The organism is Calothrix sp. FACHB-168, from assembly GCF_963889195.1.
GTDB classification, from domain to species: Bacteria; Cyanobacteriota; Cyanobacteriia; order Cyanobacteriales; family Nostocaceae; genus Aulosira; species Aulosira anomala_A.
The window spans coordinates 22089-46821 of sequence record NZ_CAWPNJ010000025.1 but is presented as its reverse complement, the minus strand read 5'-3'; the positions used below and the strand labels follow the sequence as shown (position 1 = coordinate 46821).

Below are 24733 nucleotides of genomic sequence, written 5' to 3'. Positions count from 1 at the left end.
ATCAAAATTTTATTGTACAAAGTTCAATTGCCAATAACAAAGCCATTTTGAATTTTGAAGGCATGAATTTTGAATTCCGTGTAGCGGTAGTCTCTCTGCGTCAGTCCTAAACCTGGGTATTTCACCAGACTTTTACCTATTGCCACCTTCTTTAGGACTACGCCCATGAAAAGTAATTCCTCTGAATCGTCGAATAAATCGACTACATCTGAATCAAGTAAATCCAATAAAAACTTATCTCCTGAAGCTGAATTTTCTGGGAAGTTGACTTTTAGAGATTATCTAATTGCGACTGAACAGAATGCAAATAAACCTTTACCTTTTTGGCGATTACTAGTTCCTTTAGCGCTGCAAACCGGGTTAATTCTGGCTGTACCTACCCAGGCTTTATATACAGATGTGGCGGGGAAAACGGTAATTTTGCAAAGTGCGCCTGTAGATGCTGAGGATGTGCGGCAAAACTACGCGCTCAATTTGGACTATAACATATCTCGCGTTTCCACGTTGAGACAGATCCCTGGCTGGGAGGAGTTACTGCGGCAAAATCGCGGCAGAAATAGACAATTGGCGCAAGGAACTAATTTGTATGTGACTTTGCAAGAGAGAGAATCTTTTGAACGTGGGGTTCCTCGCGCTTGGCGACTGGTAAGGGTAAGCGGTAAACGTCCAACAAACTTGCCTAACGATCAGGTAGCCTTAAAAGGTGTATATCGGGACGGTTTTGTCAACTATGGTGTGGAAACTTATTACATCCCCGAAGAACAACGGGAACGCATTAGTCGAGATATCTCCCGCACCTTAGAAAGCCGTGAAGGAAGACGACGCCCAATAGCAGTTAAAGTCAAAGTCGATCCCCAAGGTAATGCTGTACCTATTAGTTTATGGGTAGGCGATCGCAATTACCGTTTTTAGGGGCTAGGGCTAGGGGCTAGGGGCTAGAGGCTAGAGGCTAGGGACTATTAACCAATGCCCAATGCCCCATGCCCCATGCCCAATAATTTAATCCTGCTGTCGTAACTGCCAAGCTACGCCGCAAGCTGCTCCAGCGCCGGCTACCAAGCCGGTACTCATTCCTTGTATAGTTTTTTGTATGGGGTCTTGAGTCAAGCAATCGCTGGTAACTGTCTTGGCTTCCAAGCACATATTGCTTTCTGCCCAGCTGGCAGTTCCGCCTAAAATTACACCTGTCAAACTACAGAAAACAACAAGCAGCAAGAGACGTTTGGTTTTTCTATCCATATCAGGATGGGTTAAATAATTGCAGTTACAAAATAATCCTCAACTACTGTACACATCCTTAGACAGATTGTCAGCTGAGTCGAGTTGTGTTATGCCATCAGCCACAAAAAACCTCAGCAATGTTAGCTGAGGCAAAAAGGAGAAGTCTAATAATGTGATGGGAGTTTGATACCGATGAACAAATTCTAAAAAAGTCTATATATTTTTTATGCTGACCTAGCAAAGGCTAAATCGCGTATCAGTTGAGTTCTAGAGAATAGGTAAGCGTTAACAGAATTCATTTCTTCACTGCTGAGTGATTGTTTGCTAACCAGCTGTCTCACCAATTGCTTGACTAAATCAGGATCGCTGAGTCCCACAAGAGTACTAGTCTGAGTTTGCTCAACTTCTGACCACAGTTGACGCAATATTTTTGAGTTTATCAGGCATATATTCATGACCACCGCTCCAACTCTTGTGAATCCAACACAGTGTTGTGAAGAATCTAAAGAAAATATTAAATCTAAAATCTAAAGAAAATATTAAATTTTTACGAAACTTAACTATTTAGAGCGGTATCTAAATTTATACAATGTTGGGCATGGGGCATGGGGACAAAGAATTTTAGATTTTAGATTTGCGATTTTGGATTCTAATCTAAGGGACTTCCAAATAAAAAAACATCCCAATCATTAACTTACCAAGCCCGCAACTCGTAGGGGCGGGGTTACCCATTGGTGTCAACTTAACGTGAAACCCGCTTGGCGACAACGTTTTGCCCTCACCCCCAGCCCCTCTCCCGGCGGGAGAGGGGAGCAAGAGATTTAATTCCCCTTCTCCCCCAGGAGAAGGGGTTAGGGGATGAGGGCGAAAGTTTTTGTACAACGCCTGCCCTATATAGCTTTTAGCTTAAGTTGACACCAATGGGGGTTACCCCGCCCCTACAATTTGGGATAATTTATTTTCTGGAGTTCCCTAAATCTAAAATCCAAAATCCGTCTTGAAAAGTGACGCTCCTGCGTCGCTAACGCTGCGCTAACAGAGCGCCGGCTTCCGGCGCTCCGACTTTTCGCAAAATCCAAAATTGTTTCAATGCCCAATGCCCAATGCCCAATTAATCAAAACTACCTGGTGGTGAAACAATTGGTTCTGCGGCTACGTCTGGTAAACCGATGCTGGTAATTAAATTGCGCCATGCTGTTTGCAGCTGGGTATCTTCAGGATTGTTGAGACGCAGTTTGGCTAAGGTTGTGAGTGTTTCGTACCAAATGCCATTTTGGGCATAGATAGCGGATTTTTGGCGGGGTTTGGCAGTTTCGATTTGTTGAGCGATCGCGCTATTTAAATTTACTCGTTGGATGACGCCTTCTACATATATAGGTGGTGAAGATTTTTGCGGATCGCAGAAGATGCTGAAAAACCAGCGATAGCGTTTATTTGGGGTGAGTGGCTCGATATTCTTGGGTAGAGAAATGCCGATGACTCCGGGTTTTTGTGGCAGCGCGATCGCAGTTTTGTAAATCTCGTTTCCTGCGTCATCTTGCAGTACAAATTCATTCGTTAATCTGGAACTTTCAGTTATGGGCACATAAAACCAAAAGGTGGGATGAGTGGCTGTTGTTAATGCCCAAACATCTACGCTGGAATTAGGTTTTTGCGTAAAAGGTACTAACGCTGTCAGTTGCGGTTGCACAGATGGACAAGTACCCCGTTTAGCTCCCCCGGAAACTCTTCCTCCTGGAGGTGGTTCTGGTGGTGGGGCTGGTGGATTATATTGTATTGTTGTATCTAAATTTACCGTACTGCTAATCTGTGCGGTGACTGGTTCTGCCCAGTGCGGTATCTGAATTGCTACTACACTCACGCATCCCACAGCTAGAATTACAGACAGCTTTACCGACTTGGAGATAGATTTCATCATATTTTTCGGGAATAAGTAGATGCAATCTCGGCAAAATTTTGATAATGCCTTAAATATTCTCCCGGATTAATCTAGAGTTTTGACATACTCACCGACCTGAAGGTGCGGTGATTCTTGACGGCTCACAGCAACTAGCTACCAAAGTAGTCTTATGGTCGCTCCCCGTCCGTTTAGGGTCGTGCCGATGCCCCGTGCCGACCATTTTTATATTTTGGGATGCGTTCTCATCTCTGTCGTGCTGAGTGTTGCAGTTTAAGCACAACACTGAGCGAACAGACAAATCAATCTTGCCCCATCGATACCCACAGCAAGAACAAGTTTGACTAGTAGGTTCCCATCTGCTAATTACTCTGAAATACCGATTAAGTTTTTCAGATTTACCCTCACAAAATACCCGAAATTCCCTCCACCCCTGCAAGCTAATTGCTCTTGCCAGCTTGCGATTTCTGACCATTCCTGACACATTCAAATCTTCTAAAACAATAGTTTGGTTCTCACTAACTACTTTGGTTGATAGTGTGTGCAAGAAATCTTTACGGGCATCTGCGATTTTGTTGTGTTGTTTGGCAATTCTTATGCGGGTACGTTCACGGCGTTTAGAACCTTTCTGCTGTCTTGCTAGCTTACGCTGTAGTTTACGAATTTTTCGGTCTTTCTGGGAGTAATCGGGACTTATTGCGTTTTCTCCATTACTCATGACCGCAAAAGTTTTGATTCCCAAATCAATCCCAATGCTTTGGTTTTTAGCTTCAGATTGAATCGGTTCTATTTCTACGACAAAGCTGAGAAAATAACGGTTAGCACAGTCTTTGATGACTGTTACACTACTTGGTGCAGATGGTAATTGTCTTGACCAAATAGGCTTGATCTTACCAATTTTGGCTAAATATATTTCGTCTCCCTTGATTGAAAAACTGTTTAGGGTGAATCTTGCAGACTGCTTGCTTGTCTTCCTCTTAAATCGCGGAGTTCCTACTTTTTTGAGGCAGCGCGTTGCGGGGGTTCCCCCCGTTGTAGCGACTGCCGTACCTTTTCGTTTACCCTTGAGCGAATCAAAAAAGTTTTTATAAGCAACTCCTAGATCGGCTACTGACTGCTGTAATGGAGTTACTGAAACATCAGACAACCATGAGCGTTCATCAGTCTTTTTAGCTTGCGTAATTACAAACTTTTGTAATTCGCTATTCTTGGGAAGTTTTTCGGATTGTTTGCAGATAGCCAGTGCGTCATTCCAAACTACGCGCACACAACCAAACAACTGAGCTAAAAGCTGTTGTTGTAAGTCTGTTGGGTAGAATCGGAATTGGTATCTGGCTTTCATTACTTTTGTTGAAATCTGCTATAATTGTACATCATTTTGATATACAAAACAATGGATAAAAGCGTGTTTTTTCGGTTGACGCAAGAGGAATTGACACACCTTGAGGAGTATTGCCAAGCGACCAAAAGAACAAAATCCGACGTTCTTAGAGAATTAGTTCGGAAGTTGAAGATCAATAAAAAGCCGTCCTAGAAGGACGGGGCTTCAGACCCATTGTCTTGGTGAATTTTAAATGTGTGATTCTGAAATGACAAGGCACCAACTGTACCAATCAAAGCCAGAGCGGAAGGTATAAAAGGTACCCAAATACCCCCAATTAACAACCCCAAGCTGGAGACGTATAAAACGCCGCTAGTAATAGTCACTGCGATCGCTAAAGACTTAACCGAAGGTAGACACCAAACCAAAACGCCGCCAATTAAAGCCCAACTCCACATCCAAATTAATTCCAGTTCGCCAGACAAAACCCTAATGAATGGACGCCCATCTAAAACTGCACTGAGAATTTGGCTAACCATGTGAGTCTGAACTATTACACCTGCCATTTGCACATCTAAGTAATTTCCGTATGGTGTCGCCCAGTAATCGGGGAAATCGCCTTTGGCAGATACACCAATGATGACAATTTTGCCTTTGATGGCGTCGGGGTTGACTTGGTTAGATAATAATTGTGTGAGGGTGGCTTGTTCGGCTATCTTTTTTGTAGAGCGGTAATTGAGTAAAACTTGACCGCCTTTAGCATCAATACTTTGATAGCCGCTAGCACGGGGTGATAGCCGGGGGACTATCAACTTACCGAGTTGTAATTCATTCTTAGCTGTATATGTGGGGTAAATCCCACGGGGTACAAGATAGCGAAATGCTAGTTGAGTGCTGAGTGCATAAGGCGCAGGACATAATGATGCGGCTTCTTGATTCATGAATAACAGATGGCGACGTACTACCCCGTCGCGATCGTGAATGAAGTCGCTGAACCCTAGACGATTTTTCGGTATTTCCTTGGGTGGCGCAATCCCTTTGGTTTTTTCTGTGGTATCGCTTCCCTTACAGACGCCAATTAAGTTATCGGTATTTTGCAGCAAGGGGATTAAAGCTGGATTTTTGGCGGGGAAATCGCGATAAATATCTAAACCGATGGCTAAGGGTTGATGCTGTTGTAGTTTGAGTATGAGTTGGGTGAGGGATTCATCGGAAAGTGAGGTTCCTTTTAATTCTTCGCCTTTATGGCGTTGCAGTGCTAAATCGGAATCGTCTATGGTGACTAAGAGTAAGCGGGAATCTTGACCTTCATCAGGACGCGATCGCATCATTTGGTCATAGGCAATAAATTCCACATTTTGCAACATACCCACATACCTGATCCCCCAAACCACAGCTGTCATCAGCAGACTGGAAACGAGAACGCTCTGCAATCTCCGTTTGTTAATTATGGGGGCAATAGTACTGAGTGATTTTTTTACACTAGTTAATCCCTGCCAACTCACCGGGTGTTGGGCAGGATTTTGACAAATTACTGGTAACCAAGTCGCACAGGGAAATTTATTTTCTAATCCTTGCAGCCGTTCCCTTGCTTGGCGTACCGATTGGTATAAAGATTCACCACCAGCAAAACTACTGAGAAAATACTTTAAAAACTCTTGCGCCACGCGATCGGGTACAGGTTCCCGCATGATAATCATTTGGGGAATTTGCAAATCAGCCAATTCTTGCGCTAACCCCAACCCATCGCAAGAGTTAAAAATTGCTAATTGTAAACCGCGTTCAATAGCTTTTTTTAAAGCATATTTTAATTCGCCAATCGTTAAACTATCAGTTTTATTTAAATAAATGCGTCCGCTACCGTCTCTTCCCTGACTGGAACTATGACCGGCAAAGAAGAGAATATCCCAATTTTTTTCCCAGAGACGATCGGTTAATTCCTGGCGTTCTGGTTCTACTAACAAACAAACATCAGCAGGACGATAACTTTGCAATAAATCTTGGTCAGCCTTAGTGTCAATTCCCTGACTATTACCCACAATTGCCAAAATATTCACCAATTTATTGGGAGTGCGTGGCTTGTGAATGCGTTCGTAACTGGGTGATGCTAGGGCAATTTCTGCCTTGGGGTAGCGTTCGAGTAAATCCCAAAGATGCCAAGGTAAGCGTTGCAATTGCCGATTTTCGGCTTGTAAAATTACCCGGACTTCATCAGCAGGCATTAATCTTTCTAACCATTTCTCCCTGATGGGACGAAATTCTTCTGTTTTTAACCAGGCATTAAAACGTGCGCGTAAAATATGGGATGTGTTAATACAGTCCTGTGTCATGGACACATTGGTGATTTGGGCTTTATCTGCATCTAGACGATAACCGTTACCCAAACGCCGATAACTGGATTGCCAATGACTGTAGTATAGGGGTATCTCCGGGCATGGAGGCAGTTTACCGATGATTTCTGTGGTAGGGCGATCGCACTCTTCACCAATTTGCAGGGTAACAGCAAACCCTTGCTCAAAACTACCGTCTGCAAATTTCAGAATCACTAACTTGCTCATGACCTTAGTTACGCTCCTACTGAAAATTCAAAACCAAAATTCGCTCTAGTCAGCCAGGAATTTTGCTTTTTGAATTTTTAAACTCTTTACTAGTATTCTGCCAGACAAATTTTGCGTAGTATGTAGTAAGTCGAGAGCGTTTTTTCCAGCTTTCTTGACAATCACTACCTATTTAGCAAAGTTTCTTGATTTGACTACCAGGTATTTGCTGATAATTACGGATGATAGAGAAAGTAGCTGCACCTTTAGATCTTAAACTGTTCTGTAATACTGATATCATTCAATGCCACCCTGATGCTAAATGTTTCTCCTGTATCGCCCCGTAGTTGTAATTGAATGTAATTATCGGCACTGCGTGCTTGAGCTGCCAGAAACACAGCACCAGATTCATCTAAAACAGTAAGTTGGACTCCTTCAGGTAAATAAATTTCATTACCTGTAGGGTGTAACTGCAGACGAATGCTAGTTTTTTCCTCAGAGAGAGGGCTGATTTCCACAATCAACATCAAGGGTTTGTCAGCAACTTGGATACCCAAATCGAGCAGTTTTGCCCTTTTGGTGACTGGTTGTGAATGGTCAGGTGTTTGCGGCTCAAACACTTCTGCACTGCGAAACGAGAAGGCTAGGGTGGGTGTTTGGGAATTTCCCAACGCTTCCAGACTTTGCCAACCTGATTCAAATATACCAGCAAACCACTGACGTAAATTTACTACAGTGGCTTTTGCCTGTTTAAGTTTTTCCACATGCTCGATCAAAGCTTCGGGAGGTTGGAGTTGGGTTAAAGGTAAGTCTTCCGTAACAACACTAGGCACAAAACCCAATAACTTTGCTTCTCGTAAAGAATCATCAATTTGCACCACTACATAACCGATTCGTTCTTCCCAAGTTTCCGGGGGAACAAAGCATGTATGGGCATGACTTTTTACAGGGCGACATTCCAAACTACCCAAGGATGGTAGAGCTAAATCTGCGACATCTGCAAATAAGCGCATGAGAGAATTCCAACTATCACTAGCGGTGAGATTGGTAGGAATATCCATCATTTCCAAATATTCCTGCACCACCAATACAGCTAAGGTATTGAGTTTGACTTGGGCTGCTTTTTCTGGAGTTGGTTGTTGGCTGGCAAAGTTTTGGGCGATTTTGCGTGCTGCTTGCGTAATCGGCAAAGGTACAGCGAAATTGTCTTGCTGATATATAGTGTGAGTCATAAATTTAGTTCCCAGTTTTCGATGCTGCCATACACATATCGGCCTGATTTGCGAGATTTATGCCAATAATGTTGAATTATTAAATTTTTGTGATCATTGGGCAGGGAAGGGAAGGGGACAAGGGGGACAAGGGGGACAAGGAGGACAAGGAGGATAAGGAGGACAAGGGGGACAAGGAGGACAAGGAGGACAAATGACCATTGACCATTGACCATTGACCATTGACCATTGACTATTGACCATTGACCATCAAAGCCAATTTCCTATCAAAACATAGGCAGACCAAAAACTAGGGGTGTTGTAGTTGGGATGTTGGAGTAGTTGTAGTTGGGCGTTGCGTAAGGCTTGGGCTTTGGTGACTTTACCTTCTTTGAGTTGTTTGTAGAAAGCACCAACAAAAAATGCTGTTGATTGATCGTCAATTTGCCACAGAGATGCTATGGTACTGCGTGCGCCGGCTCTAACTGCGGTACCGGCTAAACCCAAGGCGGCGCGGTTGTCTCCGGCTGCTGTTTGACAAGCACTTAAAACTAATAGTTCTACGGGTTGGGGTTTGCTTTCATCACGGTTACGTAGCAAACTATCAAATTGAGTAACGTTAATCGGCCCATCAGCAGCCAAGATAAATGTATCTTCGGCACGGGAACTAAATTGACCGTGGGTCGCTAGATGCACTACGTTGAAAGGAGCGGTATTGACTTTTGTTTCTAGGGCGGGACGGGTAAATTGAGCATCAATGATGCTGGTGGTGGTGACTCCAGATTGAGCTATTGACTCAAATTCCGATTTGATGCCTGGAAGACTAGGAAAATAATTGTACCCTGGTGGCGGGTCTGTAAGTCCGGCGGTGAGGGCGCGGATTTGCTGTGTTAATAATGGTTTGGGGTCGAGAAGTTGCAAGCCAACGCTGAGAGCGATCGCATATTTCTCAATTAAATATTTTTTACCATCATACAGCGATGCCATTGGGATGTTGCGGAAAGCTCCATCTAAGACAAACACTAAGGTATTTACTTGTTGGGCTGATAATTCCGATTCAATGGGTGCAATCAGCCAGTTGTAAACTTGTTGCGATCGCTTTTTCACTGTATTAGTAGCAGCCGGATTTACCAAGCTTCTCCGCATTTCTGCTATAACTTGGTTGACTTCTGTATCGCTAATTGCTGTACTGTAATGCTTTAGCGGTGTTTTGGGAATTTTGGCGATTACTTGAATTTGATTTTTAAGTATGATGGGATACAAGATAGCTGTATGCGGATTATCTTGGTCTACGATTTTATCTAAAGGCACATTTTGACCGGAAATACAGGCTTCGCGAAAGAAATTATCTAATTCTGCTAACTGTAAAGCTTCAATGCGCTGGCGGGCTTTATCTAATGTGGTTTCATCTGGTTCTTCGCTTTGGGATTGCAGTAATAACTCTACTGATTCACGATAAACTGGTTCAACGCTGTCACGAAAGTTAAATTGCACGTTCTGATTAACTGTAACCAAATCACGGCGCAGTAGTTGCAGAGTATCTACAGCTGCATCATAAGCAGCGATCGCATTTTTTATCTCATTTTTTGCCCAAAGTAATCTCCCTAGTTGCCAATCTACCCGATAAACAATTTCTGGTGCATTGCTGGTTTGGGCTAAAACTAAGGCTTGTTGCGTCAGCTTGAGTGCTTCTTGAGTTTGTTGCGTCTGCTCGTACAAATTACCTAAACTCAAAATTGCATAGGCTTCCGTTTGGCGATCGCCTAAACTGCGAGATTGGGCAATAGCTTTGACTAGTAGGGGGGCAATATCTTGATAACTGATACTAGGGTAAGCATCAGGATTTTTGACTAACTTATTGAGACTTTGCGCCAGATTAATAGTAGCGTAGATACTACCACGGCTATTAGGCAGTTGCGCCAGTCGAGATTGAATACCTGGTACTAGAGTTGTCGCTGCTGTTAATTCGCCATTTTCAATTAACAAACTGAGGTGATTTAGCTGCGCTTGCACTTTAGTTAAGGGAAAAGGGGATATTTCCACAGCATTTTGATAATCAGCGATCGCCTGTGCTTTGTTTTGCTGCGTGCGGTAGTTATTGCCTAAACTCAAATAACTAGCGCCAATATCTGCACTCGATTGCAGATTTTTCGCGATGTTCAGACTTTGCTGTAACAGAGTTTGCGACTTTTCCCCATCACCCATTGCTAAAAGAATATCGCCGAGCGATCGCAATTGCACTGCTTTGGCGATTGAATCTGGTTGTAATTGTAATTTTTTATCTACTTCTTTCAGTATTTCTTTGGCACGTCGATAAGCCCCTTGACTACGCCAAGCTTGTGATTGGTTAATCAGAGACTTGACTATACCATTTTGGTTATTTAATTGTGTATAAATTTTTTCCGCTTGTTGCCAAGTAATTAAAGCCGCCTCAGCTTGTCCTGTGGAAATTTGCCAGCGTCCTTGAATATCTAGCATTTGCGCAAATATTAATGAATTTTGTTTATTTGCGTCTTTTTTAAGCAAAATTAAACTTTGGCTAATTACTTGCTGCGCCTGCGTCCAATTACCAACTTGCTGGTAAGCTAGAGAAAGATTTCCCAAAGTTGCCGCCAGAGCTAAATTATCGCCTTGATTTTGGTAAGCCTTCACAGCTTGCTGTAATACCTCTACCGCCTCAGCAAACCTCCCTGCATCGTAAAGCAATTTACCTTGTTGCAGTAAAGCATCAGGGCTGGCGACTTGGTTAATAATGGATTGAGAAGAAGGTTTAACTCCCGGAACCGCCGCCATGATAGGAGTATTCAGACTGCACAGCAACGCCAACAGAAAGTAAAACAGCAGACATAAAACTTTATAATTTTGCCTGTAAAGTTTGCGCAAATTGAGCAGAGAAAATTGAATTACTTTCCTCATGGGATAAATGTCAGCCTAGTTCAGAGAAGTCTGCATTCAAATAGTACCGGAGATTGGGCGCTCTTGTAGAGACGCGATTCATCGCGTCTGTTTTGAATCATTGCGTCTGTTTTGAATCATCGCGTCTCCTCTGATTCATCGCGTAAAAGTAAACTAAAGTCTAAAACAGTGACACAGAAAGCAGTGAGATAATATAGTTAACTAACCAATGTCAAGATGTGAGATGGGCGATGAAAGAACGACTGCAAATCCACAAAAAAGCTGACTCATCAACTTCTAAGTTAGAGTCTAGTCTGTTCCCATCACCGCGATCGCTTGACAAAACTAAACAAAGTTCTCCCAAACCGCTTACCCAGCTAGAAATTGCTAACCAACAATTTCAACAACATAAAATAGAAGCGACAAAGTTAGCTATTCAAGCCAAGTATGGTAGCTTAACTCCAGAAGGACAAGAGCGACTGACTGTATTACAAGCCAAGATGGATAGCTTTTGGGAAAACACAGGCGAACAAGGTTATGGTGTTGGGCATAACTTTGATAATATAGCCACAAATCGTCCTCAAGATTCAATTATCCAAGCCCAACTTACTATCGGCCAACCTGGAGACAAATACGAACAAGAAGCTGATAATGTGGCTGCTAAGGTAGTTAATCAAATAAATACAGCGAACGGAGAAAATCAAATATTACCAGCCAAAGAAGAAGGACAAGTTAAGGCTGAAGCAGCAGGAGGAGAAACTTCTGTCTCTCCCCAAAAACAAAAGTTTTTACAAGATTATTTAGTAGCTAAAGAACTCGTACATGGCATAGATGAAACCTTACCCACAGATAAAATTTTAGAAGGGCTATTTAACAACTTTAAAAATATCGGCTTTAAATACACAATGGTGAGTAAAAGCGCAGAAAAGTTGTTAACAGGAACCAGAGAAGGTGATTGTCAAACTTTAGCTGAAGCTTTTAAACGAGTAGCTGAGGAATATTTTGGGATTCCTAATCTCAATATTGAGAAAATTCCCAAACCCTTTTTAAGTGAAGCAGGAAAAACACCTTATAGAGGCAGAGAACCAAATTGTGATGATGGTAAACGTTGGTTCTTTCAAAATCATTATTGGGTAACATGGAACAATAAAGTATATGATATTTTATTCCTCAGTCATAAGAAAGTGGAAACAGATTTAGCCAGACAAACAGATCCACTAAAATCAATGTTAATGCCAGAGGAAGAATACTTTGAAACCGAGAAAGGCAAAGTAGTATATCCATATAAAGATCAATACTCTACCGCAGAACTCAGCATGTTTGAAAAGCTGAAAAACTTTATCAAAAATATGGGTAGATGGTTAGCTAATGATATGGATGATATTACCGCTAAAATTCACGGTTTATTAATTAGAAAAGCTGGTGCTAGCGAGTTTGATGCATTGATGCAAGAATTGCAAAATAATCAAATTAATCAAGCTGCTTCTAGGGATGGGGAATAGTTCAGTGGTCAATGGTCAATAATTATGGACATTTAACGATATAATACCAACGGGGCAACCCCAATGGACACTTGCTTCTCCCAAGGGGAGACGCTGCGCGAACAAGTCGGCAGAGCCGCCCAACGCAGTGTTCTCCGCAACGCACTGCCTCACCTTTGCGGTTAAAAAAATCTATCCTGTGCAATTGCCCGATTACCGCTTCTTAATTTTCAGGTAAATAGACCACGCTGTAGGGGCACGGCACTAGTAAAATTATTGTATGTACCAAAAGATTGTCGGTGTTCCCTACGACAGATGTGGTTTAAATAAGTGAAAACTTCTGTAACTGAACCGTATTGCTATATAACAGTAATTTATTGGAGTTTTGAGCGGATTTCTGCTACTTTTCCATAAATTCTCTGAAAAAAATTATTTAATTTTTGAAAAATAGATTGATGCTCTTGTGTCCCAAGGTTAAGCTGATAACAATAAAATCAGTAAGCTTTGGGTCTTTAGCACTGGGATGACAAGTAACAGTTTCGATGGTAGTCAGGAACAGCAAGATTTTGTTAAGTACAAGTCTCAACAGAGCAATCACCAAATTGCACAGGAAAGACTCTATAGCTACTTAATTGAAATTGTCCAAAAATGTCCGCCAGATGAGGTATTAAACGAATTTAAACGATTATTTATCGATTTTCTTGATTCAGTGAGTTTAGGTAAATCTACAGGCATATATGGAATTTCTTTTTTGCGCAGTGAAAAAGAATTCTATCATACAATAAAACGTTGCTTTTATATAATCGTTAATAATTGGGAAGCTCAAAGAAAATATAAGTATATTCAAAAAATAATTAAATTATTTGAAAGTTCTAAAAATTCAGTATATAGCAATCACCCACAAACTAAAGTTTTTCAAGGTTGGCTGAAAAATTTTGTTGAAAGTAAAGACTATAAGGATCTCAAAAATTTAGCTTATAAATACAAAAAACAAGCACAAAAGTATGAAGGTAATAGTAATTGGTCTAATCGCTACACTTCTTATTTATTAGTCGCTCAATCTTTTGATGCAAAAAGACCAAGAGAGCAACAAGAAGTAGCCAGAAAGCTTTCTCGTCAGATGAAAGATAAGTTTAAATTTGAACTGGCTATGTACGTGGCGCGTTCTCAGTCTGCTAATTCTAGTAATAAACGTTATAAGAACCCTACTATTTTAGGCGATAATGTGTTGCGGCTCATCAAAACCATTGTTGTCAAAAAAGGGGTATTCAGTTATGAAAATCTGGCGAATATATTTATCAACCAAACCGCGAATCAGACTTTAAAAGATTTTAAAGAAAGTATCAAAAAATATTTGTTTTTTACTGTAGATAACCAAGAATTAATCAATAATGTCCGGAAATATTTCTCAGAAAAATTAGATAACTGGAAATCAGACGCTAATGAAGAAATTATTAATAATAACTTAATTTTGAGAACTTGTAACCGCATAATTGACTGTATAACAATCGAAACGGGTAAAGAACCTTCACCATTATTTATTTTATTACTTTCTGGAGGTAATCCTTTAACATTAGTGATTGTCTTGTTAAAGATTATTTTAATTTCGCGCAACTCTCGCAGCCATTTAGAAATTCGCATCGCTCATTTAATTAGTTATTACGAAAACTATCCAGAGGAAGAATGTAAATGGTTTATTAATTTTCTGGAATTTTTCAATATTACTTTTGCAATTTATGCAGAGAATGTTGAATACAATTTAATTAATATGGAAAAAACACAGTCTAGTCGTAACTCGCAAACTTTAGATGATTATCGAGTATTTTCACAAATGCGATTAGATAAAAGTCAATAGTCAATAGTCAATGGTCAATAGTCAATGGTCAATAGTCAATAGTCATTTGTTAGGCGTTCGTCGAGCCAGGCTAGGGCAGCACCAGCAGTTTCGGCGATAATGCTAATGAGACGATAGAGAGCGATCGCACTAATCACCCAAGCTGGAGGAAAATGATTTTGCAAAAGCGCGATCGCAGTTGCTTCAAACACTCCTAACCCCCCAGGCGCGCCAGGAAGCACAAAGCCTAACAGCCAAGCAAAACTAAAAGCACCCAGTAACAAGGGAATATCATCAGCTTGTACAGGCCCCAAGGCAAAAACCGTTAAAATAAACCCAGTACCCCGCAATCCTAAAAAGCCTAACTCTCCTAACAATGGGCGTAAAGGATAGCGTTCAATATTGAGATTCACGCTTTCTTTGCTATCTTTATCCAGTTTTTTAGCTGTAAGTTTTTTGAGTAACTGAATAACTGGATTAAAAAACACGGGATGTAGCGCCGCTAGTATCGCACCTAAACAGAGAAATTGTAATATCCGCCACACAATACCATCAGCAGATGTTAGTTGTGTACCAAAAATTACAATAAAAATTAAAGCCGCAGTCGCCATTAGCAAAGGTTCCATGACTACGCTTAAGGTAGCTACACCCAGAGAACCAGTAGCATTTTTAGCGGCAACAATTCGCCCGTAATGGTGCCATACATTACCCGGTAAATACTTAGCGATGTTAGTTTTTAAATAAACCTGGATAAACTCTACAGATTTTACAGGGTGATTTAGCTCCCTTAATACCCAAGTCCAGATCCAGCCAGCCCAAGTATGTGCTAATAAGGTGACACCGGTGGCGATCGCTAAAATCGCCCAGGCGATCGCATCAATTTCAATATTAATTACTTCTTGCCAATGATCCTTTAAGGCTTTACCTAAAAAAAACAGCGTTCCGCCTAAAATTATCCAACGTAAAATTTTCTTCCACATTCCAGTAATTTAACGGTTAAATCTTCTTAAGCTGAACATCTCAAATTTTGAGCTACATCAACACATCTCAACTAATTCATGCATCAAATATGCTGTTAATAGTCAAAAAATCGATGTATTTTTTGTGACATTTTTTATCAATTCCACTACAAACTATAAAATTTTATCATCAAAGAAAATTTTTGCTTTCGTCGCATTTCCGATTGTACATAGTTACTTATCAAAAGTCTCTCAACTATGAGGATTTATAATTTCACTGTCTAGTTAATATTATTTAACAAAGTTATCTTAGTAAATATAAATTTAAAAATTAATTGCTAAACAAAATTATATATTACCAACAATAGCGAAAATGCCTGTAATCAGTATCCCTAGCTAATTGACTTAGATAATATCTCTCTTGGGTTAGATAAGAATCGCGTATTAGCTGCAATTTAAATGTGACTTACGCTAGAGGAAAAGCCGATTAACTCGCCATATTGTTGATAATTGTTGAACAAAATTTAGTCAACTTAAAACAACAGCAAATCTCGCAGAACTAGCAATCATGTTCGGCGGCAATTGGCTTGTTTATAGTTGTAAGGAGGAATGAGTGAAGCGGTTGACAGCTTTATTAAAAAAACTACGGCTCACCCAAATTTTGACTGTATGTTTTGCCAGTCTATTGTTGATGTTTAGCACTGCTTGTAGTGGCACAAATGCTCAAGGTGCAAATCCCCAAAATCCCGCCGTCCAAGCTGGTGGTGCAAATAATCCTTACAAAAATGGTGGGGATAAATATACCAATTATAGAATGTCCACCGATCCCAAAATTACTAACCCTAGCAACCAAAATCAACAGGATCGAGCTAGCTTACTAGATTCAAATTCACAACTATTGATTGCTACCAGTAACGTCAATCGAGAATCAGAAATACTTTACCCCGGTGCAGAAACACCAGCAGGTAGAGCCAGAAAAGAAGCTGAATTACCACTAATTACAGAAAAGAATTTCCAACAACCTGAACCAGGCGGTTTAAATCAACGTCAATCAGATGTTGGTAATCGCATTCACGACAGACTAGAAACTGTCAAAGAAACTTTCAAAGATGCTTCCGGCTTTTTACAAGATAAAGCAGATGAAGCAGCTGCTAGACCTGAATTACAAAAAGATCCAGCAGTGGGTAGATAGGACAATTAGTCATTTGTCATTTGTCATTAGTTAAATTTTCAATTCTGCAAAATAACCTAAGGAGTCGCATAATGAAGAGAGTTATTGCTTGGTTAAAAAACATTCGTCCTGCGAAAGTTTTAACAGCTTTTGTTGCTAGTGCATTGCTGTTGCTGACACAAGCTTGTAATAATCCCGGCATAGCCGCACAGCCACCACAACCCAGCGCACAACCACCTAATGCTGAACGTTACGATCCTACAAAAAGTTACGATCTCAACACTCCTAGCGGTGGGATGAATAACTTTAATGATGTAGATTACAGATCGGAAAATACTCAACGAGCCGCAGAAATTAGAAGTAAAGCGCTGCGAGATAATGCTCAAAGAAATATTGATGAAAAAGGCATTGACAGCGTAGACCAATATGTAGAAAATTACCGCCAAGGTACACCTTTTGGTCAAAGAGTAAAAAACCTCGGTGAAGATATTGGTAGCTCTGCGAAAGAGTTAGGCGAAGGTGTTGCTAAAGGAACCAAACGCGGCGTAGAAAATCTCAAAGACAATACCCAAAATGCTGGCGAAAATGCCGCAGATGCAGTCAAAGATACATTGAGATAATTTAACTTAATTACCCATTAATTACTCATCGGTTAATTGTAGGGCAAAGCAAAAAGCTTGCCCTATTTTTTATAGGTAAATGTAGGTTGGGCTTACCGTGTGTAAACCCAACAAACCCCGGAAAATGTTGGGTTTCGTTCCTCAGTTGTCAGTTGTCAGTTGTTTTCTCAATTTGGGTATTGCGCACCTGAGATTAATTTGACTTTTGCAGATACCAACTTTGCAGCGCTAAACGATGAATTTCTCGCCAGGGAAGATTGTTTTGCCGCGCTAATTCTGCACAATCTTCATATTCCGGTTGGACGTTAGTAATGATATCTTTTCCTTGCCAAGCTACTTTGACACGTACTGAACCATATGCAGTTTCTACCTGTTGAATTTCTCGTTGTAAAATTGTGCGTTGCTGAGTGGTGCGGCGAATTCCTAATGTAGTAGTTTCCCGAAAGAGAACTGCTTCACAGTTAGGTAAATTTTCTGGATGACAAATCACCGTTATCAATATCCCCGGACGGGATTTTTTCATAGCTATAGGTTGGGTAAACACATCTACTGCACCCGCAGCAAATAAAGCGTCAAATACATAGCCAATGGCTTGGGGATTTAAGTCATCAATTTGGGTTTCCAAAACCGAGATAGTTTCTAAGGTTGGGTTAGCATCCCCATAATTGGTAAAATCTGACTGTAAACTGCTACTTTCGCCCAGCCAGAGCCGTAGTATATTGGGGATGGGCAAATTTGCCGAACCTGCTCCCAATCCTACTTGTTTAATGGTGATTGGTGGTGGTGAACCAAACTCTCTGGTTAGAGTAGTAGCGATCGCGGCTCCTGTAGGTGTTACTAATTCTCGTTCAATCCCGTTGCTATAGACTGGACAACCCCGCATTTCCCACAACTTCAAAACTGCGGGTACGGGTACTGCCATTCGTCCATGTGCAGCGCGAACTGTACCCCCGCCTGTGGGGAACGCTGAACAGTAAAGTAAAGGCCATCCTGCGTCATCACTGGCAATCCCCAACCAATCTAACCCCAAACAAGTACCAACAATATCCACAATTGCATCCACGGCTCCCACCTCGTGAAAATGAACTTTTTCCGGGGAAACGCCGTGTACCGCCCCTTCAGCAATTGCTAGCTGGCGGAATACAGCTAAACTCCAAGCCTCCGCCCGCGATGGTAGCTTGGCTTGGAGAATCATCTGCTCAATTTCTGGCAAGTGGCGTGCATGATGATGATGGTGATGATGCTCCTGTTCGTGGTGGTGGTGCCCATGCTCATGTGTTAAATCCACATGAACTTTGGTTGCCTGCTGTCCGTGACGTTGGACAAGTTCTGCCCTTAATTGGTATTCCTGGTGAATTCCCAATTTGTTGAGGTTTTCAATGAGATAATCCAAAGGCACACCCAGACTTACCAAGGCTCCCAGACACATATCACCGGCAATCCCCGATGGACATTGAAGATAAGCAACTTTAGTCATATATGAATTTCTCATCAGTACATAGTAATCAGTTAACAGTACACAGTACACAAACTGATAACTGATGACTGAAAGCGCGATCGCTGATTATGACCGCATAACAGCCTTAACATAGTCGTATTTACTTCCGCCTAATTTGGTATTCATTTTTATATTTTTTTGATAATGACAAGCGCTCAATTTTCCTTCCTAAATTTTTTATGGCAAAAATTTTCACAGTCCATCCTGATAATCCTCAAATTCGCCGTATAGAGGAAATAAAATCGGCACTCTCTAGCGGCGCGGTAATGCTCTACCCTACTGATACGGTCTATGCAATTGGTTGTGATTTGAATGCCAAATCGGCAGTGGAACGAGTACGGCAAATTAAGCAGCTAGCGAATGACAAGCCACTGACATTTTTATGTCCTTCACTCTCAAATGTGGCGACTTATGCCTTCGTAAGTGATACAGCCTATCGAATTATGAAGCGCTTGATCCCAGGCCCGTACACATTTCTCTTACCTGCTACTAAATTGGTACCAAGACTAGCACAAAACCCCAAGCGAAAAACTACTGGTATTCGCGTACCCAATCATACTGTATGTTTGGCATTACTGACAGCATTGGGAAATCCGATTATTTCTACTTCAGCTCATCTGCCGCCAGATGAGGTAGATGACGATTTGGAAGATAATCCAGAATCTAGTTTGTCGCGCATCGAACTGTTTGACCGTTTGGATAACTTGGTAGACGTAATTGTAGATACTGGCGAAGAACCTACATATCAAGTGTCTACAATTTTGGACTTAACCGGAGAAGAACCAATGGTGACAAGACGAGGTTTAGGCTGGGAAGAAGTAGCCGCGTGGGTTTAACGAGTCTACTTCATTGACTAATTCCTCCATTTCGGAAAATCTGAGTAAATACGCTCCAGTTTAACAATTGTCCTAATTACAGGTGCCAAGAACAGGTAACAGCAGATAGGGAGAAAGTGCGGCACAGCAATCGTTTTGGGCAAATTTTAGTACATGGTAAATTGCCCCTGTGCCACCTGAATGAGGTTGCTTGTGAAAAAACCGACACAATGAAACCCTGTAACTTTTTCAGATTTCTTACAGTCATATAAGTGAGCAGTGCTCACGGCGAGTCTTGATGGATAAATACCAAATTTATTAACCAAGACTAGACTCAGGTGCTGAATGGACATTGTTATAACGGTGCAATACCACTTCTAGTGAAAGTTATGAAAGCTAACCTTGCTAATCTGCCAATCTCTACATCCGCTTTTGAATTCCCAGTTTCCAGCAAAGAAGTAACCGCCAGCAATACCAGCAATATTGAGACTCTGATGCAATTGCTATTAGAAGAAATTCAAGCTCAAGTAAAAGCCGCACCTGGGTGTGCGCAAGCGGTAGCAAAACGCATAGCTAGAGAAGTGGAACGCATTTGTGATAAAAGCACCCGCATTCAAACTTCAGGAGAAATCCAATCTTGGCAATTGACACTCGCCAGACATCGTTTGCAAAAGTGTCTGCGTTATTATCAACTAGGTTCGCGCCGGGGGCGTGTAGAATTACATAGCAATTTGGGTGCTATGGTTTACCGCCACGTGACTGTTTCTGGCTCAGATATGGGCTTTCAAGGACGTTACAACCTGATTGAAGATTTTTTACAAGCTTTTTATATTGAGGCGATTAAGGCTTTCCGTCGGGAAAATGAATTAGCTGAAGATTACACCCCCCGCACGCAGTTGCAATTAGCCGAATACATGGCGTTTACAGAACAATATGCCAAGCGCCGGATTAATTTACCTGGAAGTGCTAGCCAGCAATTAATTATTTTACGCGCTCAAGGCTTTGCCCGTCGCCAACCCCAAGAAACTACCGTAGATATTGAAATGGCGGTAGAGTCGGCTAAGAGTGAAGAAGGGGAAGCTTACCAACGGAACTCGGCGGTACAACAGCTCAGATCCCAAATGATCGCCCAAAATAATTTTGATCCCTCAGAAGAATCAGAACGCGATCGCGTAATTGCTGAGTTAGTTAATTATCTCGAAGCTCAAGGTCAATCTGATTGTGTAGATTACTTAACATTGAAGCTACAAGACCTATCTGCACCGGAAATTGACCAAATTCTCGGTTTAAGCAGCCGTCAGCGCGACTACTTGCAACAGCGTTTTAAATACCATGTAGAAAAATTCGCCAAGCAACATCATTGGCAATTAGTCCATCAATGGTTAGGTGCAGGTTTAGAGCATAGATTGGGTCTTTCTGGGCAACAGTGGCAAACATTTTTAGGTTTGCTAACAGAGCAACAACAGCAAATTTTACAATTAAAAACTGCCAGACACAGCGATCAAGCGATCGCCAAAACCCTCAAATGCACCCCCAAGCAACTACAAAAGCGCTGGACTCAACTATTAGATCTAGCATGGGCTATCCGCAACGGTAATACTCAAGCACAGGCAAACTGAATCAACCGTCCACTCATCTCCCTTCCCAGATTCAATTAATGAATCTTTCAATGTTGCAGTAAAAGTGAATTAGCATCGGGCTTTTAGCCATCTCGTCTATCTTTAGCAATTAGTCAGTTAATTTTTGATTAACTTTATCTTGTGAACATAATCAAATATCTCACTTTACCTCCATCCCTTTTGATAACAAAAGCTAGGAATGGGGGTGAAGTGATTGATTTGCAGTCATAATATGATGACTATAAATATATAGGAAACTATCAGAAATAATGGTACAAAAGTACTATAAAAATTAATTTTCTCTTGCGAATAATTCAGCTTTTTTAATTCAAAATTGAAAATTCATATTAAATAACATACCATCTGTGACAGCTACTGTGGAATCCTAGAATCAAGGGCGATTTTGGCACAGGGATTCACAATGACTATGACTCAAGGCGCAAGAGCAAATAAGTCAGGAAATATATTAGAAGGTAATATCGAAGCTGTCTTGAACGGACATCATTATTTCCAAGTCGGGAACCATGTCACTAAAGAATTTCTTTTAACTGCCACTTTATTACCAAAACGTTACGCCAAGCAGGTTTCCATCGGTACAGGAATTTATCAGACTGCTTTAAAAGTAGACTTTTATGTTGTTGGCTTACCAGTTAGCCCAGCAGGGCTAATTATTGAGTGTAAGTGGCAAGAAAGTGGGGGATCGGTTGATGAAAAATTCCCTTATTTAAATATGAATATTCAGCAATCTTATCCAGCACCAACGATTGTTGTCATTGGTGGCGAGGGGATGAGAGAAGGCGCTATTAAATGGCTCAAACAACAAGTTACTTATAATCGAAATTTATTAGGTGTTTATAACTTAGATAGATTTATCGCTTGGGCGAATAAACATTGTTAATTGAGTTGGTCATTAGTCATTTGTCATTTGTCATTTGTTATTATATAGAGCATTTCCGCATACTTTTATTTTATTTATTATGTGGCAATACCATTTATTGCCAAAAACTTTAAAATCTGTAGGTTGGGTTGTAGCTTGCTTCCCGTAGGGTACGAAGTGAAACCCAACACAAACCGGAAATGTTGGGTTTCGTTCCTCAACCCAACCTACAATTTATCTACAATTTATCTGAATAATTATTAATAGCTGAAAATTTTTCATAACATTGTATAATGTATATTTCAATTGCTTATTTTAATAAGAAGTAATTAATAACTCGTAAATCATGCCGCGTTTTTTTGTATTAGAATTAATTGACCTAGCTGCAACTATAGGATAAATTTTAAAATCTATTTCCTGATATAAGTTTCTAATAAATTCACAATCAGAATTACATACCATTACCTTCACGCCGCGCTTGGCTAATTTTGCGCATGTATCGCGTAAACGTTTTTGGTCTTCTTCATTAAAAGAATTACGACTATAACCTGTAAAATAGCTCGTACTACTTATAGGATAATAAGGCGGATCGCAGAAGACAAAATCATCACAGCTAGTTGCATAATTTAATAGTTCGACAAAATCAGCTTGTTTAATTTGTGTATGGGAAAGTGCGGCTGAGGTTGCTCTTAGCAAGTCTTCGTCACAAATATTCGGATTTTTATATCTGCCTATGGGTACATTAAATTGACCCTTAGAATTAACTCGATACAGACCGTTAAAACAAGTTTTATTCAAATAAATTAATCGGGCAGCTATTTCTAAATCTGTATTTCCGGGGTTGGCTCTTACAGTATAATAGTATTCTCTACTATGACGAAGTTTATGTTCTTTCAAAAGGTCAATTAATTCCTCAACCCGATCCCGAACACAACAATATGTGGTAATTAATTCGGCATTGATATCTGTGATAAGAGCAACTTTTGGTTGTAAATGAAAAAATACAGCACCGCCACCAATAAAAGGCTCATAGTAAGTTTGATATTTTGGCGGTAAATAAGGAATATATTGTTGAATTAACCGACTTTTACCACCTGCCCATTTCAAAAAAGGACGAGGGTAAATTTCTTTAGGAATTTGGCTTACCATTGCATTGGAACTTAGTTACTAAATCTAACTACTATAAACTAACGAATCATATTTTATAGGAAATTATTAATTTTCAGACAGTATCCATTACAATTAAATTAAACACGCATATCAAAACAAACTTATAGTCTATAACAAGGCAGCCTAAATAAATGTTTGACGGATTCTGGGATAACGTCTTTCGCTACCCCCGCTACTTGATTACGATCCTCGCCGGGATTTTTTTGAATACATTTGAACCTTTGTTTCCTCTGTTGAAACGCCCAATCACCTTGATTCCTCTCATTGGGTTATTGTTTGGCGGTTTGGCCTTTATTACTTTTACCCTGCGCGCTATGCTGGGCTATTAAGTAAAATCTAGGTTGGGGCTATAGGGGGGTTTGCCCTACAGACAGTTGGGCAAGCGCTATCGTCCCAAATTTCTCTCTATTGTTATGTTGTACAACCTCTGTGAGGAGGCAAAATTTTTATGGCTACAAATCGCCGCGTTTCCCGCGTTGCTGAATTAATCAAACGGGAAGTTAGCCAGATGTTACTCAACGGTATCAAAGATGACCGTGTGGGTACAGGAATGGTAAGTGTTACAGATGTTGATGTCTCTGGGGATCTACAACATGCCAAAATTTACGTCAGTATTTATGGCACCGAAGAAGCCAAGGCAGAAACAATGGCTGGCTTGAGGTCGGCTACAGGTTTTGTGCGCAGCGAACTTGGGGCGCGGGTAAGACTACGCCGCACCCCAGAAGTAATTTTTATTGAAGACCGTTCTTTAGAACGCGGGACAAAAGTTTTAACGCTATTGAATCAACTCAAGACTGAACATGAACTTGCATCCGCAAATATGTCAGGAGAGGATGACAATGCTGACGACGAGGATGATGAATTCGCGTAATCAGTCATTTAAACAACAAAGTAACTTTTGGAACAATTAACTGCTGAAAATTCGCTCATCAGTTTACAGACGTAACTAGAAAACGTCTGTTTTAATGTGACTATGGATAGGGGATAGGGACTAGGGACAAGGAGGACAAGGAGGACAAGGAGGACAAGGGGGACAAGGAGGAAGAATAACCAATGCCCAATGCCCATCTTTAAGAAATAATTAACAGATGAAAGGCTGTATGATTTCCTGGTGTACTTTAACCTAATACTTTGCAACAGTTTATACTCTAATTTCTGCAAGAGATTACTGCATACTAAGGACTCGGTATGAGATATTTTCATGCTTTATTATGGGTTTTTTCTATGATTGACTAGCTTGGAAATAGCGTTGACGGTTGACTGTTGACGGTTGACTGTTCAGAGAGATTTTCATAACCTCGTTGTGTGATTGATCGCATGACTGTCTAGCTTGAACATAGGAATTAGGAACATAAGGGAATAGCAATTATTACTTTTGCCTCATCCCCAATACCTCATACCTATTTGCATATATGGTGATGAAATTATTTCGGCTGCACTACATAGCAGGTAATGTTGACTACCCTGTTATGCTTATATGAAGCATATTTAGCCACAATGTCAGAATATGTTGACTTTCTTTACATTTCTTAAGATAATTTGAGGGTGTGTAGCGTCAAAATGAAATAAGTTCCGTATAGCAAACTACAAAACCTTAGCTACGAGTC

Annotated in this window: 20 protein-coding genes; 10 read left to right on the top strand and 10 right to left on the bottom strand. The window is 40.7% G+C overall.

What is annotated here, in order from left to right:
- Positions 1-165 precede the first annotated feature (165 nt).
- A complete protein-coding gene (locus AACW45_RS15865) occupies positions 166-912 on the top strand; it encodes a GDYXXLXY domain-containing protein (RefSeq protein ID WP_190633503.1) in 747 nt (248 codons plus the stop codon).
- An 87-nt stretch (positions 913-999) separates the two neighbouring features.
- Here the strand turns inward: AACW45_RS15865 and AACW45_RS15860 are convergent, their stop codons facing one another.
- From AACW45_RS15860 to AACW45_RS15830, 7 genes are all read right to left on the bottom strand, one after another.
- On the bottom strand, positions 1000-1239 hold the full coding sequence (locus tag AACW45_RS15860) for a hypothetical protein (RefSeq protein WP_096643096.1): 240 nt from the start codon (positions 1237-1239) through the stop codon (positions 1000-1002).
- A 206-nt stretch (positions 1240-1445) separates the two neighbouring features.
- Positions 1446-1676, bottom strand: coding sequence for a hypothetical protein (locus AACW45_RS15855; protein WP_190633502.1), 231 nt, complete (start codon positions 1674-1676; stop codon positions 1446-1448).
- A gap of 656 nt (positions 1677-2332) precedes the next feature.
- Entirely contained in the window at positions 2333-3139 is an 807-nt protein-coding gene (locus AACW45_RS15850; protein ID WP_306414997.1) for a DUF928 domain-containing protein, read from the bottom strand.
- Positions 3140-3227: 88 nt separating this feature from the next.
- Entirely contained in the window at positions 3228-4460 is a 1233-nt protein-coding gene (locus tag AACW45_RS15845; RefSeq protein WP_190633501.1) for an RNA-guided endonuclease InsQ/TnpB family protein, read from the bottom strand.
- A 188-nt stretch (positions 4461-4648) separates the two neighbouring features.
- A complete protein-coding gene (locus AACW45_RS15840; protein ID WP_190633500.1) occupies positions 4649-6997 on the bottom strand; it encodes a CHASE2 domain-containing protein in 2349 nt (782 codons plus the stop codon).
- 245 nt (positions 6998-7242) lie between these two features.
- A complete protein-coding gene (locus tag AACW45_RS15835; protein ID WP_190633499.1) occupies positions 7243-8208 on the bottom strand; it encodes a DUF1822 family protein in 966 nt (321 codons plus the stop codon).
- Positions 8209-8457: 249 nt separating this feature from the next.
- Complete coding sequence (locus AACW45_RS15830) at positions 8458-11103, bottom strand: CHAT domain-containing protein (protein ID WP_190633498.1); 2646 nt, start codon at positions 11101-11103, stop codon at positions 8458-8460.
- Positions 11104-11333: 230 nt separating this feature from the next.
- Here AACW45_RS15830 and AACW45_RS15825 point away from each other — a divergent pair, with 230 nt between their 5' ends.
- Both AACW45_RS15825 and AACW45_RS15820 read left to right on the top strand, forming a co-directional pair.
- Positions 11334-12584 (top strand): hypothetical protein, encoded by a 1251-nt coding sequence (locus AACW45_RS15825; protein WP_190633568.1) that lies wholly within the window; start codon positions 11334-11336, stop codon positions 12582-12584.
- A gap of 502 nt (positions 12585-13086) precedes the next feature.
- The gene (locus AACW45_RS15820; protein ID WP_190633497.1) at positions 13087-14418 is read left to right on the top strand and encodes a hypothetical protein; all 1332 of its coding nucleotides are present in this window, start codon (positions 13087-13089) and stop codon (positions 14416-14418) included.
- A gap of 35 nt (positions 14419-14453) precedes the next feature.
- On the opposite strand, the gene AACW45_RS15815 is transcribed toward AACW45_RS15820, so the two are convergent.
- Positions 14454-15377: a lysylphosphatidylglycerol synthase domain-containing protein gene (locus tag AACW45_RS15815; protein ID WP_190633496.1), complete on the bottom strand. Its 924-nt coding sequence runs from the start codon at positions 15375-15377 to the stop codon at positions 14454-14456.
- 592 nt (positions 15378-15969) lie between these two features.
- On the opposite strand from AACW45_RS15815, the gene AACW45_RS15810 reads away from it, so the two are divergent.
- On the top strand, positions 15970-16548 hold the full coding sequence (locus AACW45_RS15810) for a DUF6658 family protein (protein WP_190633495.1): 579 nt from the start codon (positions 15970-15972) through the stop codon (positions 16546-16548).
- A 71-nt stretch (positions 16549-16619) separates the two neighbouring features.
- The gene (locus tag AACW45_RS15805; RefSeq protein WP_096643475.1) at positions 16620-17147 is read left to right on the top strand and encodes a hypothetical protein; all 528 of its coding nucleotides are present in this window, start codon (positions 16620-16622) and stop codon (positions 17145-17147) included.
- A gap of 193 nt (positions 17148-17340) precedes the next feature.
- Here AACW45_RS15805 and larC read toward each other — a convergent pair whose 3' ends face one another.
- Positions 17341-18624, bottom strand: a complete 1284-nt coding sequence (gene larC, locus AACW45_RS15800; RefSeq protein ID WP_190633494.1) for a nickel pincer cofactor biosynthesis protein LarC — start codon at positions 18622-18624, stop codon at positions 17341-17343.
- 200 nt (positions 18625-18824) lie between these two features.
- Here larC and AACW45_RS15795 point away from each other — a divergent pair, with 200 nt between their 5' ends.
- The 3 genes from AACW45_RS15795 (at position 18825) to AACW45_RS15785 (ending at position 21977) form a co-directional block, all read left to right on the top strand.
- Positions 18825-19481 carry an L-threonylcarbamoyladenylate synthase gene (locus AACW45_RS15795; RefSeq protein WP_190633493.1) on the top strand — a complete coding sequence of 219 codons (657 nt, stop codon included), beginning with the start codon at positions 18825-18827 and terminating at the stop codon, positions 19479-19481.
- Between the two features lie 368 nt (positions 19482-19849).
- Positions 19850-21079, top strand: a complete 1230-nt coding sequence (locus tag AACW45_RS15790; RefSeq protein ID WP_190546140.1) for a HetZ-related protein — start codon at positions 19850-19852, stop codon at positions 21077-21079.
- Positions 21080-21500: 421 nt separating this feature from the next.
- Positions 21501-21977, top strand: coding sequence for a PD-(D/E)XK nuclease superfamily protein (locus AACW45_RS15785; RefSeq protein ID WP_190633492.1), 477 nt, complete (start codon positions 21501-21503; stop codon positions 21975-21977).
- 294 nt (positions 21978-22271) lie between these two features.
- Here the strand turns inward: AACW45_RS15785 and AACW45_RS15780 are convergent, their stop codons facing one another.
- Positions 22272-23105 carry a DNA adenine methylase gene (locus AACW45_RS15780; RefSeq protein WP_190633491.1) on the bottom strand — a complete coding sequence of 278 codons (834 nt, stop codon included), beginning with the start codon at positions 23103-23105 and terminating at the stop codon, positions 22272-22274.
- Between the two features lie 152 nt (positions 23106-23257).
- Here AACW45_RS15780 and AACW45_RS15775 point away from each other — a divergent pair, with 152 nt between their 5' ends.
- Positions 23258-23455, top strand: coding sequence for a DUF751 family protein (locus AACW45_RS15775; protein WP_096643481.1), 198 nt, complete (start codon positions 23258-23260; stop codon positions 23453-23455).
- Between the two features lie 119 nt (positions 23456-23574).
- Positions 23575-23997: a 30S ribosome-binding factor RbfA gene (gene rbfA, locus AACW45_RS15770; protein WP_190633490.1), complete on the top strand. Its 423-nt coding sequence runs from the start codon at positions 23575-23577 to the stop codon at positions 23995-23997.
- Positions 23998-24733 lie beyond the last annotated feature (736 nt).

Excerpts from the sequence above, each read along its gene's own strand:
- AACW45_RS15865 (WP_190633503.1), top strand. The coding sequence starts at position 166 with ATGAAAAGTAATTCCTCTGAATCGTCGAATAAATCGACTACATCTGAA.
- AACW45_RS15860 (WP_096643096.1), bottom strand. The coding sequence starts at position 1,239 with ATGGATAGAAAAACCAAACGTCTCTTGCTGCTTGTTGTTTTCTGTAGT.
- AACW45_RS15855 (WP_190633502.1), bottom strand. The coding sequence starts at position 1,676 with ATGAATATATGCCTGATAAACTCAAAAATATTGCGTCAACTGTGGTCA.
- AACW45_RS15850 (WP_306414997.1), bottom strand. The coding sequence starts at position 3,139 with ATGATGAAATCTATCTCCAAGTCGGTAAAGCTGTCTGTAATTCTAGCT.
- AACW45_RS15845 (WP_190633501.1), bottom strand. The coding sequence starts at position 4,460 with ATGAAAGCCAGATACCAATTCCGATTCTACCCAACAGACTTACAACAA.
- AACW45_RS15840 (WP_190633500.1), bottom strand. The coding sequence starts at position 6,997 with ATGAGCAAGTTAGTGATTCTGAAATTTGCAGACGGTAGTTTTGAGCAA.
- AACW45_RS15835 (WP_190633499.1), bottom strand. The coding sequence starts at position 8,208 with ATGACTCACACTATATATCAGCAAGACAATTTCGCTGTACCTTTGCCG.
- AACW45_RS15830 (WP_190633498.1), bottom strand. The coding sequence starts at position 11,103 with ATGAGGAAAGTAATTCAATTTTCTCTGCTCAATTTGCGCAAACTTTAC.
- AACW45_RS15825 (WP_190633568.1), top strand. The coding sequence starts at position 11,334 with ATGAAAGAACGACTGCAAATCCACAAAAAAGCTGACTCATCAACTTCT.
- AACW45_RS15820 (WP_190633497.1), top strand. The coding sequence starts at position 13,087 with ATGACAAGTAACAGTTTCGATGGTAGTCAGGAACAGCAAGATTTTGTT.
- AACW45_RS15815 (WP_190633496.1), bottom strand. The coding sequence starts at position 15,377 with ATGTGGAAGAAAATTTTACGTTGGATAATTTTAGGCGGAACGCTGTTT.
- AACW45_RS15805 (WP_096643475.1), top strand. The coding sequence starts at position 16,620 with ATGAAGAGAGTTATTGCTTGGTTAAAAAACATTCGTCCTGCGAAAGTT.
- larC (WP_190633494.1), bottom strand. The coding sequence starts at position 18,624 with ATGACTAAAGTTGCTTATCTTCAATGTCCATCGGGGATTGCCGGTGAT.
- AACW45_RS15795 (WP_190633493.1), top strand. The coding sequence starts at position 18,825 with ATGGCAAAAATTTTCACAGTCCATCCTGATAATCCTCAAATTCGCCGT.
- AACW45_RS15790 (WP_190546140.1), top strand. The coding sequence starts at position 19,850 with ATGAAAGCTAACCTTGCTAATCTGCCAATCTCTACATCCGCTTTTGAA.
- AACW45_RS15785 (WP_190633492.1), top strand. The coding sequence starts at position 21,501 with ATGACTATGACTCAAGGCGCAAGAGCAAATAAGTCAGGAAATATATTA.
- AACW45_RS15780 (WP_190633491.1), bottom strand. The coding sequence starts at position 23,105 with ATGGTAAGCCAAATTCCTAAAGAAATTTACCCTCGTCCTTTTTTGAAA.
- AACW45_RS15775 (WP_096643481.1), top strand. The coding sequence starts at position 23,258 with ATGTTTGACGGATTCTGGGATAACGTCTTTCGCTACCCCCGCTACTTG.
- rbfA (WP_190633490.1), top strand. The coding sequence starts at position 23,575 with ATGGCTACAAATCGCCGCGTTTCCCGCGTTGCTGAATTAATCAAACGG.